This window comes from Parasporobacterium paucivorans DSM 15970, assembly GCF_900141895.1.
In the GTDB taxonomy this organism is placed as follows: Bacteria; Bacillota; Clostridia; order Lachnospirales; family Lachnospiraceae; genus Parasporobacterium; species Parasporobacterium paucivorans.
In genome coordinates this window covers 60,903-74,392 of the sequence record NZ_FQYT01000005.1, presented here as the reverse complement: position 1 = coordinate 74,392, position 13,490 = coordinate 60,903, and the positions used below count along the sequence as shown (strand labels likewise).

Sequence of the window (13,490 nt, the reverse complement as noted above, 5' to 3'; positions counted from 1 at the left end):
ACAAGCTTAGATTTTCTGCTGATCTAGAATAATGTTTTTTCAATTATATAGCGGGGTCTGTTTTTTGTTTCCAGGTACACCTTGCCAATATATTCTCCAACAACACCAATCGCAAGCAACTGCAGCCCTCCAATTGCCCAAATGGATATTGCCAGACTTGTCCAACCGCTTACCGTCTGTCCTGAGAAGTGCCTTATCAGGATGTATATAAGAATACATATACTGATCACAAAAAACAAAGCTCCAAGCGATATAATCATTTTGATCGGCTTGATGCTAAGGGAGGTGATACCTTCCAGAGCAAATGCTACCATCTTTTTCAGGGGATATTTGCTTTCTCCTGCAAATCTTTCTTTCCTGCCGTACGTTACTGAACCTGTTTTAAACCCCAGCATGGGAATTATTCCGCGTAGGAACACATTCACTTCCTTATATTCTTCCAATGCCTCGAGTGATTTTTTTCCCATCAGTCTATAGTCCGCATGATTGAAAACCAATTCACATCCAAACAGACTCATCATTTTATAAAATCCTTCTGCCGTAAAACGTTTAAAATGGGAGTCTTTTTTTCTGGAATTTCTGACTCCATAAACCACCTCGCAGCCATTCTTAAATTCTTGTACGAATTGATCGAGTACTTCAATATCGTCCTGTAAATCAGCATCCAAAGAAATCACCATATCAGCAAATTCTTTAACTGTTTTCAAACCCGCCATCAGCGCATTTTGATGTCCGACATTTCTGGAGATCTTAATTCCCACAATCATTGGCGTTTTTCTATGTAATTCCTCAATAATTTTCCAAGTGTGATCTTTTGATCCATCATTTACAAAACATATTTTGCTATCTTCTGATATAAAGTCTTCCGCTATCATTTTTTCCATTTTTGAGACCAATCGTTTTGCTGTCTCAGGTAAAACGGCTTCCTCGTTATAGCACGGTATTACCAAACACAATATATCATTCATTTTACGTACGCCTCCCGGTCATTACACTCAAGATAAATTTTCCAAACCTTCGATTCTCCATTTTTTTCGAAATAAAAAGCCACCCCTGCATTGATGCCAGCAAAATCAATGGCAAATATTGTACCAGATATCTCGGTCTTGTTTCCCAGATCAGCAAAAAAGAAAAAAGCCCCAAAATACCCAATTTAATAAACCAGTTAAAGCCTTTGTCTTTTCTTTTAAAGCCACAGATTCCGGAATAAAAAAGTGACAGCAATAAACAAATATGGATCCCATTACTATACATATGTACATATATATGATTTTTGCCATTATAATCTGTAAACGTATGCATCCAGGTCCCTTCCTGCTGATTCATTTCCAGATAATAATCCATATCGTATTCTCCGTTGGACCAGGTATATACGGATTTTACCGCCAGATGTTTTAACATCCCAAAGAAACCATAGGCCTTCACGCGTTCCTTGATCACTTCTATATTTGCATCCATTTTTTCTTCTTTTGTTGCAAAAGAGGTTGTGAATATTTTTTCTGATTCCTGATATTTTCCAACTCCCTGCAATCCCATCATTATCCAGTGTGTCACCGGGAAATTCTGGGTGTTGTAATCAGCAGTGTCAAATATACCCATTTTTGTTACCATTTTATTTGCAGTTCCAACGCCCGCCGCAATTACCACAATGATTATGCATATATATACAATCGCTTTTTGAAAATGTTTGCTATAAAAAATATGTATTGCCAATGCAACGAATAAAATAATCACTGTAGCTTTTATCATATAGCCTGTGGCAAAAAGAATTCCTAGAATCAATGTGATTACCAGCGATTTCACAGACAGTAATCTGTCTTCCTGGAGTAATATGTGATAGAGATATAAAATTGCGGCTACTATCGGCAACACCAATGTATCAGTATAAAAAAACGGTACATACGTGTAGAACGGCGTAAACGCAAAGCAGAATATGGCTAGCATCATTGCAATTCTTTTATTCCATATTCTCTTGCTTAAGAGAACTGTCAGAATAACAGCACTGTCTATACATAAAATATTCCATCCAGAAAGACTCATAAGGTAGGATTTGCCAAACCCCAAAAGATTCATCAGATATAGATATCCCGTTTCCAATATCAAAAACATTTGATTGTTTGTATATTTCAAAAAATAATGGTTCCATCTTGGGGCTGTATGCAACGAATCCCGATTTATCATATCCAAAGCCTGCCGAAGTATTACCAGCCTGTCATTGCTCGGTTCCATTCTTAATATCCACGCTACAAACACCTGTATGATTATCATGCAAAGCATCATAAAGATAAGTATGATGATAAAAACTTTGTCCGAACATCTGATTTTCGCATTTTTAATCACTATAAATCCCGCAATTGCCAGGAAAAACATCACAAGTCCCATCACCAAACTAAGAGGCTGCGTGACCATATAAAACCCAAAAGTTCCGATACATACGATTCCAAAGAATATGAAATATATTACATAGGATATATTGATAAAAAGTTTGCCCTCTTTTATCATTTTATTTTACTCACTTTCCTGCCCCAGCTTATTTACTTGATCAGACTGTCATTTTATGAATTTAACGCTGGTAAAGATTTCCTTTAATTTTTCATCTGGGTAATGCTCATCTAAATATTTTTCAATTTTATTCTCGGCTGGGATACCTGATTCTCTTTCTTCCATCCTGTTTATGGCAAATTCGGATAAAGTCAGATCAAAAATCATGAACAAAAAAAACAGCCACAAAAGCGTTTTAATTAATTTTTTATTTATCCTGCTCAGGACTTTGCAGAAAAACGGGTAAGCATTTTTAATATAAAGCATCCCAAATATACCCCATGCCGCAGAAATCAGCAGGCAGACCCGTCCCTCAAAATTAAAGGCGTGACTGCTGTAATCCCAGGACGCATATCCTGCTATTTTTTCCAAATAAATCGAAGCCACATATTCAAAAATCGTCCCTATTGCCATGCTGGCCAAAAAGACGATATACCATTTTCTATCCCTGATTTTATACAGGCAAACCAGAAATACTATGACCCCAAATCCATAAATCTGGCTAAACGGTCCGTAGATGACGCCCTGTCGATTGATAAAATGCCCAAGGAGATAGAAATATACGATGGTTTCCAAGCAAAATCCAAAAAAGCTCCCCAATAAAAAATTCCATACTATTGTATAGAAAGTAATTTTAGAAATATCCATTCTTCCCTTATTAACTCCATTGATATCCGTCTTGTTTATCATCGTTGCCACCTCAACTTCATCAGATATTTGGAAAATCAGTATATGAATAATTTCTCTAAATTCAGTTCTTATTTTATTATCCCATAAAAAATATATTTTACAATAATTATTAACTTAAAGCCGCCACCTCCAGATTTACCCTTAAGGCGACGGCCAATAATTTTGTGATTTATTTCTCTTCACGTTCTCGCCACTTTGCTAAAGCAGCCTGATCAATATTCATCCTTTACCGGCTTACTTCCTCCGGAACGTTTCTTCAGGAACAGGGCTGCTGCAATAATAAAGGCCAGGCCAATCACCACAACGGTTATTTTCGTATACTCTCCTGCACCTGATACTATTTTCTCCCATGAACTGCCTGCCAGAGCACCAAAATTAACAAGGAGCGTATTCCATACCAGGGATCCAATGATGGTCATTACCGAGAAAAACCACAGGTTCATTTTTGCCATGCCAGCTGGAAGAGAGATAAGACACCGTACAACCGGTATGCATCTGCAGATTAGTACAGTCCCTCTTCCTTTGCTGTTGAACCAGTCACAGGATTTCATGACATCCTCTTTTTTCAAATGAAGGACGCGTCCGATCTTTCCCTCCATGATTTTTCCTAATCTTTCTGCTGACAGAAATCTCCCAATCCCATATAATACGACGGAACCCAACCAGGAACCAATCGTAGCAGTAATTATGACTCCCAATATTGTAAGGTTCGAATAGGTCGTCATAAATCCGCCAAATGTCAGCGTGACTTCTGACGGGATTACCGGGAAAACATTTTCTAACGCTGAAATAAACGCAATTCCAAGGTAACCGAACTGGTTCATGATATGTATAATAAATTCCTGCATTTATAATCTCCTTTTTTGTATGTGATAAGCATTTGTCGCTTTTTTCTCTTATCATATACCCTATCATAAACCACAAATATAAATTTGCATATAATGATATATAAATTTTTTCTAAACTTTTTGGATTTAAATGAGAATATTGAAAACAACTGCAGCCACCAAAATCCAGAATAATATAATTGGTATTGCATAGTACCACTTTATTGGCTTTCCATCTTTCCACATTTCTTCTGCTTCGGCTTTGCATTCCTCCATTATTTCATTGGGGATGAATTTTATAGCCAATGATGCTAATAACGGAAGAATGACAATATCATCCAAATAGCCCAACACAGGTATGAAATCCGGAATCAGATCAATTGGTGACAATGCATATCCCACCGTAATCCCTGCAAAAATCTTTGCAGCAAGCGGCGTATCTTTTCTCTTCATCGCAATGAAAAGGGCTGGAATATAAATTTTTAAAGCCTTTGCTTTCTCCTTTAGATTCACGCCCCAACCCCTGTCTTTTGTTTAAAAATTTTATCGTTTAAGGAAGCATTATCAAAAAATCAAGACAATTATTCAAACTGGAAAGGCGGATATTGATCCGTAACCAAAAGAGCCGCATATGCCGAAACCCTCAAAGACCAGCGGATGACGCCCACTATAAAATCAAATAAACTCCTGGGATATCTGCCGGTAAATATGATTGCGAACCAGGCAATAACAACACAGATACCTGCGGCAATCCATAAGAAAAACAAAATAAAATAGTGTGGTATGGCCAGAAACCATTTAACCAAGGGAAGCCCCCTGTTCAAATCATTTTTTGCATCCGGATAGGGTACCGAAATATGAACAGATTGCTCTTCATCTGTTGAAGGATAAACATCTGTTAAAAGACAAATATATGAACATACACGTATGCTGAACTTCGTCAGCTCCAGATTGAAATCAAACCACCATTTGGGATATTTCTGCCTAAACAAGATCATTAACAACGTTGGCAGGGCTAGAACTCCGCCTGCTGAAAACGTGTAATGCCACGCTTCTTGGCCCGCATTGCTATCCCCGCCATTGCCTCCCACAACCAATCCTAATATTATCGCAATAGGTATGACCGTAAAGAGTCGAAAGAAACTGGTCATTCTGTCAAGTTGCCGCTCCGGATACTCGATTGACAGCTTAACCGGGTATGTGGCTGTATTTTCTTCCATGCCTGTTACCTCCTTCATTTTTTTAACATTTCCCTGGACAGCTTGAGAATATTTTCAACGGTGAAACCCATTTTTTCCATTACTATCTGTCCGGGGGCCGACGAACCAAACCTTTCGACCCCTAAAACTACTCCCTCGGAACCGACAAATTCCAACCATCCCATTGGGTGGGCCGCTTCCACTGCCAGACGATTCTTAATGCCGGGAGGCAAAACATCATCCTTGTAATTTTTTTCTTGTTTCCGGAAAAGCTCCCAGCTCATCATGCTTACCACTCGTACAGAAACGCCTTTTTTTCTCAACTCGACACTAGCTTCCATAACCAGGGATAACTCAGAACCGCTGGCCAGAAGAATGATGTCTGGATTTCCTCTATCCTCCCTGCTTACTATATACCCACCCCGGGCGGCTTCCTTCCCCGTCCCTCTCAGCTGGGGCAGCTTCTGGCGGGAAAGGACCAGAACCGTCGGCCCTGCTGCATTTGTGACAGCTACGAGCCAGGCAGCCGCAGTTTCCTTGCCGTCTGCCGGTCTCAGAACTCTCAAGCCAGGGACGGAGCGCAGATTAGCCAATTGCTCAACAGGTTGATGGGTAGGACCGTCCTCGCCCAGGGCAATACTGTCATGCGTGTATACCAAAACAACAGGAAGACCCATCAGCGATGCCATCCTGACTGCAGGTTTCATGTAATCATAAAAAGCCAAAAAGGTTGAACCAAATGGACGCAGGCCTCCATGTAAAGCTATCCCTGAAAGAATAGCGCCCATGGCATGTTCCCTGATGCCAAAATAAATATTGCTGCCAGCAGGATTATCGTGCTGGAAATCCCCCCGGTTTTCAAGGTATGTTTTCGTAGAGGCATTAAGATCGGCTGAGCCGCCCATCATGTTAGGAAGGTAATGCGATAACACCTGCATTATCTGGCCTGAAGCATCCCTGGTAGCCATCGGCTTATCAAACTTCCATAATTCAGGCTCGTTTTCCAGACCCATAGGCACACTTCCGGTCATCCATTCCTGCCAGCGTGCCGCCAGCTCCGGATATTCTTTTTGAAAACTGCCCATTAATTGCTGCCAGGCTTGTCGGGCAATAGCATTTTTCTTCCCAATCTCCTCAAAATGCTTTTTCACCTCATCCGGAACAAAAAACAGCTGTTCCTGCGGCCATCCCAGATTTTTTTTGGTCCGGGCGGTTTCTTCCGCACCCAGGGGTGCCCCGTGCACTTCAGACGAACCCGCTTTGCCCGGTGAACCGAACCCGATTACAGTCCGTACCATTATTAATGTCGGCCGTTCTTTCTCCTGTCTCGCTTCTTCGATTGCCCGGGTTATTTTTTCTACATCATTTCCTTCCGGCACCCTGATGACCTGCCAGCCGTATGCTTCAAACCGCATGCCCACATTTTCGGTAAAGGTAATCTCTGTTTTCCCGTCGATGGTTATCTGGTTGTCATCATAAAGGCAAATGAGTTTTCCTAACCGCAAGTGGCCTGCCAGAGAGGCTGCTTCAGAGGTTATCCCCTCCATCATGCACCCGTCTCCGGTATAAACATACGTATTATGGTCCACTATGGAATATCCGGGGCGGTTGAACTCCGCCGCCAGTTTTTTTTCTGCAATTGCCATACCCACCGCATTGGCAAAGCCTTGTCCCAGCGGACCTGTGGTGGTTTCTACCCCGGGAGTATGTCCATATTCCGGATGTCCGGGTGTTTTACTGCCCCACTGCCGAAATTTTTTAATATCCTCTAAAGAAACATCATAACCGCTTAAATGGAGCAAAGCATAAAGAAGCATGGAACCGTGCCCAGCTGAAAGTACAAAACGATCTCTATCCGGCCATTTTTGATCTTGAGGGTCATGTTTCAGAAAACGGGACCATAAGGTATAAGCCATTGCCGCGCCGCCCATGGGCAGCCCCGGATGACCCGATTGGGCTGCTTCGACAGCGTCTACCGCTAAAAAACGAATGGTGTTTATTGACATTTCATCCAAAGTCTTCATACGCAATACTCCTTATTTTCACTTTTGTGAGGGGAATGCTTTTTCTTTTTATTGTCTCATTTTCATTATACTCGCCAATCCATACGCAGACAAGTTCGGAAACTTCTGGAATATCCGGGCGATGTAAACGTCACAAAAAAGCAGGTGATTATGATGACGTCGAAATATGACGTACATAATCACCTGCATGGAGTGTGAATCTAAATCACTGCTGGTTGTTTATTGATCTTATTAATTGGCTACCTTGGTAAAAAACTCGGGTCCTGTCAGGACTTGCTCAATCTTAGGCAAGGCTATTCCCAACGCCTCTTTCAGTACATCCTCGATGGTTTCCACTGCAATAATTTGGATTTTGTTTTTCACTTCCTCCGGAACATCTTTTAGATCGGCAACATTATCTTTTGGAATCAAGACTTTCCTGATTCCAGCGCGTTCTGCAGCAATCAATTTTTCTTTCAATCCACCGATTGGCAGAACAACACCCCTGAGCGTGATTTCCCCTGTCATGGCAAGCTTCGCATCCACCATGATCCCGGTAATCAAAGAGGCGAATGCCGTAAATAGTGCGATTCCCGCTGACGGACCGTCCTTGGATACCGCTCCGGACGGTACATGTACATGCATGTCTTTATCTTTAAACTGAATGGCATTCATCGGCAGCCTGGATTTCAGAAGGCTTAAAGCAATTCTCGCCGATTCCTTCATAACATCTCCTAACTGACCTGTTAAAATGATGTGGTCACTTCCAGGCATTTCTGTCACTTCAATAAACAGAATCTCGCCTCCCACCGGCGTCCATGCTAATCCGGTGACAACTCCAGGTGAATTGATCTCCTGGGCCACATCATGCCTTGATATTTTTCTTCCAAGGATCCCCTCCAAGTCATCCGCATCGACAACATAAGGCTTTTCTATGGTTCCGAGTACGATTTTTTCGACAACGCTCCTTGCGATGGCGGCCAACTGTTTCTTCAGTCCCCTGACTCCGGCTTCCATAGTGTAGTCTGAAATGATTTTCTTTAAGGTTTCATCGCTAATTTGAACATCCGCATCTGTTAAACCATGTTCTTCTAAGGCATCCTTAATCAAGTGATTTTTGCCAATGTGAAACTTTTCATTCGTTGTATAGCTGGAAATCTGGATGACTTCCATTCTATCCAGTAACGGTGCCGGAATGCTTTCTATTGAATTCGCAGTGGCTATAAAGAAAACATCAGACAAGTCATATGGCAGGTCTAAATAATGGTCTGTAAAGCTGTTGTTTTGTTCTGGATCAAGCACTTCTAACAAGGCACTGGCCGGATCACCGCTATAACCTCCGGTCATCAATTTATCCACCTCATCTAAAAACATAACCGGATTGCTTTCCCCCGCCTTTTTGATGCTTTGAATAATCCGCCCCGGCATAGCTCCGACATAAGTCCTGCGATGCCCTCTAATCTCAGCTTCATCCCTGATTCCGCCCAGACTTAGTCTGATATACTTTCTATCCAGCGCTTCTGCAATGCTCTTACCCAGGCTTGTCTTTCCGGTCCCGGGAGGTCCTACAAAGAGCAGAATGGAACCTTTTTTGTCTTTTTTCAGCTGCATGACTGCTAAATGCTGTATGATTCGATCCTTGACCTTGTCCAATCCATAGTGCTGTTCATCTAAAATTTGTCTTGCTTTCGCTAAATCAATCGGTTTGACCTCCGCCTTTTTCCAGGGCAGCTGTACCAATAGTTCTAAATAATTCCGAATGACATTATATTCGGGGCCATTAGGTCCTTGCGTCTGCAATTTCTCCAATTCGTCAAGCGCAGCACTTTTTATATCACCCGGCATCTGTGCCTCTTCGATTTTACTCAGATAGTCTTTATCCTTTTTTGGCCCTTCTCCAGTCCCCTCGTTCAATTCTTCTTGAATGACTTTTAATTGTTCTCTGAGTACAGACTCCCTGTAATGTTTGTTTGCTTTTTCAGAAAATTTTTCTGCCATCTGAATCTGCAGTTCAATGGATTCTTTTTGCTTCAGCACATAATCCATAAAACGCAGGCTTCTCTCCTTCAAGGACTGTGTTTCAAGTAATTCATACTTGTCCTCGTTTGATATCGGCATAAATGGAGACATATACACAATAAATGAGTTCAAATCCTTAAACTCATCAATGACCTTGCTGTGTTGCTCTCCGCCTGAAAATTTTTCACTTATTTCATGCATGACTTTTTTCAGGTACCCCAGCATATCTTCCTGACTCTTTTCATTCATATCTATATCATCTGGGTAGCTGTCATATTCAGCAAGTATAAAATCATTTGTGATGATTTCGAGTGCTTTTGTTTCAATTCTATCCAAAACTTTGATTTTAAGATGATAGCCCTTTTCCGTTTTTTCCACTTCTTCGACCTGAAAGGTTACGCCGATCCGATAAAAATCTTCTTCTTTCAATGTTTTTTGACTGAAGTTTTGTTTCAATGGCAATGCAATGTTTACAGTACCGTCCTTTTCTAAATACCTGAGCTGCTCCTCACTTAGCCTGGCTACTCTAAGCACTGACATTACTCCTGGCAATAATACTGTATTAGAGATGGGAATAACCATTCCTTCTCTATTGTTTTCATTAAAATTCCGCATTGTATCCATCCTTTCTGAATATTCATAAGTGAATATTCGTTTAATTAAAAGTTAAATAATAACGGGATCCCTTTGCAGTGATTTCACAAAATCGTCCCGTTTAAAGGTTTTCCTCTTTATATAAGCAAGGCATCCTGTATGATTTGAATCATTTCCTGGAGCAGAACCGCTCTTTCTGACTCGCTTTTGTGATTATTCACTGCGATTGCTTTTACCGGATAAAATATTATAGCAAGCAAATTATCATTGCTGTAATCCCTGATTACCTGGTTGTTTTTCATCTCAGCAATCAGATTATTGATGTTGTTGATGCCTTTAATTTCTACGCGGCAGCTGCCGGCCAGCGAGGGACAGGTCGAAAACTGTTCCACAAAACTGAAAATTTCTTTGTGTTCCCGTATATAGTTGTAGTAGCTTTTGACAAGTACTTCAATCAGCTGTCGTCCTCTCATTTCTTGATTTACCCGATTCAGGAGATACTCAAAAATTTCTTCGGAATACTCGCTGTAAATATCCTGAAGCATGACCTCTTTGTTTTCAAAATAGATATAAACCGTTGCCGGAGAAACCCCAGCCACTTTTGCGATTTTTGAGATTGAAGTACCATGAAATCCTTCCTGAAGTATGAGCTTAATGACAGCCTCTTTTATGCTTTTCTCTTTTTCATCATCTTTTTTTCTCATTTCACCACCTCTATACATTTTCAATAATAAACGACCGTTCATTTATTGTCAATAGGATTTTTTTACCTTCGTCTGGGATTCAATAATTTGCAGGACAGAGATGTGCAAGCTTGCTATTTTCCGAAATGCTCTTCTTCAAATTTAAGCATTCGTTCCTCATATCCATCCAGTTTCCAGTCAAGCTTGGCCAATACGTCATTCATCTCATTGATACGTGCCACGATCTGCTCCCGCTGCTCAAGGAGCAGTTTTTTCCGTTCCTGAATCGTTTTCGCTCCCTCATGAAACATCCTGACGTATTCAATCAGTGCTTCGACTGAAATTCCGGCAGCACGCATGCATTTTATATATTCGACCCAGCGACAATCCTCTTCAGAATAATCCCTTATTCCACCTGACGTACGGCGCACATTCGGAAGTAATCCTATACGTTCATAATACCGCAGGGTATCAGCCGTCAACCCATATTTTTTTGCTACTTCAGCGATGGTCATCATATTTTCACCTCCCTGACTCATTTCATTAATACTCTTTTCTATTCCAGCCTATACCCTGCAGTTAACTCCAGGTCAAGAGATATTCGCAAAACGATATTAAAATCTGCTTATGTACTCATCTCTGAGCAAACTGTGCATGCAGGCATCAACAATACCATGATTGTTGAAGTCCGCCTGTCGCATTGTTCCTTCGTATTTCAGACCACACTTTTTCATGACTCTTCCTGAGGCGGGATTGTCCGGATCATGCTGCGATTCTATGCGATTAACTTTAATCTCATCAAAGAAGAACGGAATTACCGTCCCAAAAGCCTCGCTTGTAATTCCCTGTTGCCACCATTTGCTGCCAATGCAATATCCAATATGTACTATGTCAAGCCTTTCGTTTTTATCAACTACGCTGATTGTACCGATAGGTTCTCCGATGCTCTTCAGTACGATAGCCCACTGATAGAAATCCAGACTTTCATATCCGTAAATCCAGTCATCCAGTACTCGTTTTGTTACAGAAATGTCCTTGTGAGCCGGCCAGCGCAGGAACTTGGTAACAGCATCATCCGAAGTCCAGTTTTTATATGCCAAGTCTGCATCCTCTTTGATAAACGGACGAAGGATAAGCCTCTCCGTTTCAATATTTTTTGTACCTTTATGGTCCATGGCGTTTTCTCCAAATGTATTTGTCTCTATTATTTGACTTTTCTCGACTTCCATACTACCGTCTCCACGTGCGTCATAACAACCGTTTTACTTAGCAAAAGATATTTGAAATACACCCCACTCATGGACAAGTTTACCCCCACATTATGCTCGTAAAACGCTCCCTCATCCCTAAATCATGCTATGTCCATCTCTGGTTTAATATCAGTCTGCAGAGTTTAATATTCCATTAAATTCTTTCACTTTTTCGCTTGAACCTCCATAATTTTTGATATTCCCTTTAACCAGCTCATTTGCTTGTTCTATTGTCAAGTGGTACTTATAGCCATTGTAAATAACATCAACCTCATTAAGATTTTCAATCAAGGCCAATGCAAAGTAAGCATAATCTATTCTATCCATATTTTCGAATTTTGTTTCATCTCTTGCATTTTTCAATTTTGAATAATCCACCGTCAATCCATAAGGCTCTTTATCCGTTTTCATCGCTATTGTATATTCCCCCATTTCACCAACACCAATAATGTCAAGCAATGCAATCACCTTAGAGTTATCACCTATATATTGAACTCTAGCATTATAATATTCTTGAAATTTTTCGTTTACCTGGCCTTCTTGAGAATTTGAACAAGCAGTCATTGCCATAATACTAATTACTATTAAGGTTAAAATCAGACTTAGCTTTTTATGCATTTTTCCTCCTCTTATTCCTGTATCCTGCGTATATCGCCATTAAGTTACTGATGGAATGTTATAAAGAACAAATTCATGAAAAGCTGACCCGAATACGGCCGACAACTACCGTAGCTATGAATACTGGAATATTTCCTTGATTTACAAAGAGGACAACCGAAAGTTCTGTGCAAAACTTGTCAGTAACTTCCCAAAATAGTTTAGGCATTCATCACCGGCGGCGTGACCATAACTATCGTTGAATTCCTTGAAGTACTGTGCCTGACTCTTTTTAACAAACATCCTGACCACCCAATCCATTTCACAATTTACCCCTTTAAACGGTCATGTAAACAACTGAGGGAACCAATTTCAAGGGAATGTACCTTTAACTCCTCAAAACCTTATCAAGTGGCTTTCCTTTTGCCAATTCGTCCACTAGTTTGTCAAGCCGTCTGATATGCTGCATGAGCGGGTCTTTGATTTCCTCGACGCGGTGTCCACAAATTACGCCTGTAATTTTTGCAGCGTTTGCATTCATCTGCGGGGCTTCGTCAAAGAAAGTTTTATAATCAATATTTTTCGCAATTTGTGCTTGTAAGCCAGAGTGATCATAACCCGTCAGCCAGCAAATCACAGCATCAACCTCGGACTGGGTGCGCCCTTTGCGTTCCACCTTTTGGATGAGCAACGGATAGACCCTCGAAAACGCCATATTGAATACGCGTTCATTTGCCATATTGTGTCACATCCTTTCGTTTTTCGCCAAATAATCTTTACTTATTCGATTTGTTGCAATCCTGATACTTTTCTACAAAAACATATCTGCATCGTGCCATTTGGTCTTCAACTCTGCCATACGAACGTCTCCTTTATCCCCACGGAGAATTGACGATGAAAATTCACATAATAAGTTTATTTTATTGATTCATATAGAGACTCAATCTCCTCCTGATTCTGGATAAAAATATCAACAAGCGCTGGATCAAAGTGACTTGATCCATCACCGGCGGCGTGACCATAACTATCGTTGAATTCCATCCTCAGTCCTGAAGCCCTGCTCTGAAGGCCTGAACCTCATATATTT

General features: G+C 40.9%; 14 protein-coding genes. All 14 read right to left on the bottom strand.

What is annotated here, in order from left to right; translation table 11 throughout:
- Nucleotides 1-23: 23 nt before the first annotated feature.
- The 14 genes from BUA79_RS03085 to BUA79_RS03020 all read right to left on the bottom strand — a co-directional run bounded on the left by BUA79_RS03085 (nucleotide 24) and on the right by BUA79_RS03020 (nucleotide 13,142).
- On the bottom strand, nucleotides 24-968 hold the full coding sequence (locus tag BUA79_RS03085; protein WP_073992892.1) for a glycosyltransferase family 2 protein: 945 nt from the start codon (nucleotides 966-968) through the stop codon (nucleotides 24-26).
- Between the two features lies 1 nt (nucleotide 969).
- Nucleotides 970-2,502 carry a glycosyltransferase family 39 protein gene (locus tag BUA79_RS03080; RefSeq protein ID WP_073992891.1) on the bottom strand — a complete coding sequence of 511 codons (1,533 nt, stop codon included), beginning with the start codon at nucleotides 2,500-2,502 and terminating at the stop codon, nucleotides 970-972.
- Between the two features lie 48 nt (nucleotides 2,503-2,550).
- Nucleotides 2,551-3,231 (bottom strand): putative ABC transporter permease, encoded by a 681-nt coding sequence (locus BUA79_RS03075; protein WP_073992890.1) that lies wholly within the window; start codon nucleotides 3,229-3,231, stop codon nucleotides 2,551-2,553.
- 212 nt (nucleotides 3,232-3,443) lie between these two features.
- A complete protein-coding gene (locus BUA79_RS03070; RefSeq protein WP_073992889.1) occupies nucleotides 3,444-4,079 on the bottom strand; it encodes a DedA family protein in 636 nt (211 codons plus the stop codon).
- Between the two features lie 126 nt (nucleotides 4,080-4,205).
- Nucleotides 4,206-4,571, bottom strand: a complete 366-nt coding sequence (locus BUA79_RS03065; protein WP_073992888.1) for a YkvA family protein — start codon at nucleotides 4,569-4,571, stop codon at nucleotides 4,206-4,208.
- Between the two features lie 68 nt (nucleotides 4,572-4,639).
- Nucleotides 4,640-5,278 (bottom strand): DUF4389 domain-containing protein, encoded by a 639-nt coding sequence (locus BUA79_RS03060; RefSeq protein ID WP_073992887.1) that lies wholly within the window; start codon nucleotides 5,276-5,278, stop codon nucleotides 4,640-4,642.
- A gap of 14 nt (nucleotides 5,279-5,292) precedes the next feature.
- The gene (gene tkt / locus BUA79_RS03055) at nucleotides 5,293-7,281 is read right to left on the bottom strand and encodes a transketolase (protein ID WP_073992886.1); all 1,989 of its coding nucleotides are present in this window, start codon (nucleotides 7,279-7,281) and stop codon (nucleotides 5,293-5,295) included.
- 231 nt (nucleotides 7,282-7,512) lie between these two features.
- Entirely contained in the window at nucleotides 7,513-9,894 is a 2,382-nt protein-coding gene (gene lon / locus BUA79_RS03050) for an endopeptidase La (protein WP_073992885.1), read from the bottom strand.
- A 116-nt stretch (nucleotides 9,895-10,010) separates the two neighbouring features.
- Nucleotides 10,011-10,577: a TetR/AcrR family transcriptional regulator gene (locus tag BUA79_RS03045; protein WP_073992884.1), complete on the bottom strand. Its 567-nt coding sequence runs from the start codon at nucleotides 10,575-10,577 to the stop codon at nucleotides 10,011-10,013.
- A gap of 113 nt (nucleotides 10,578-10,690) precedes the next feature.
- A complete protein-coding gene (locus tag BUA79_RS03040) occupies nucleotides 10,691-11,071 on the bottom strand; it encodes a MerR family transcriptional regulator (protein ID WP_073992968.1) in 381 nt (126 codons plus the stop codon).
- A 99-nt stretch (nucleotides 11,072-11,170) separates the two neighbouring features.
- Nucleotides 11,171-11,785 (bottom strand): GNAT family N-acetyltransferase, encoded by a 615-nt coding sequence (locus BUA79_RS03035; RefSeq protein ID WP_330389166.1) that lies wholly within the window; start codon nucleotides 11,783-11,785, stop codon nucleotides 11,171-11,173.
- A 150-nt stretch (nucleotides 11,786-11,935) separates the two neighbouring features.
- Nucleotides 11,936-12,424, bottom strand: a complete 489-nt coding sequence (locus tag BUA79_RS03030; protein ID WP_073992883.1) for a DUF4825 domain-containing protein — start codon at nucleotides 12,422-12,424, stop codon at nucleotides 11,936-11,938.
- Between the two features lie 141 nt (nucleotides 12,425-12,565).
- Nucleotides 12,566-12,706 carry a diguanylate cyclase domain-containing protein gene (locus BUA79_RS12960; protein ID WP_408633821.1) on the bottom strand — a complete coding sequence of 47 codons (141 nt, stop codon included), beginning with the start codon at nucleotides 12,704-12,706 and terminating at the stop codon, nucleotides 12,566-12,568.
- Nucleotides 12,707-12,791: 85 nt separating this feature from the next.
- Nucleotides 12,792-13,142, bottom strand: a complete 351-nt coding sequence (locus BUA79_RS03020) for a DUF2200 domain-containing protein (RefSeq protein ID WP_073992882.1) — start codon at nucleotides 13,140-13,142, stop codon at nucleotides 12,792-12,794.
- Nucleotides 13,143-13,490: the final 348 nt, after the last annotated feature.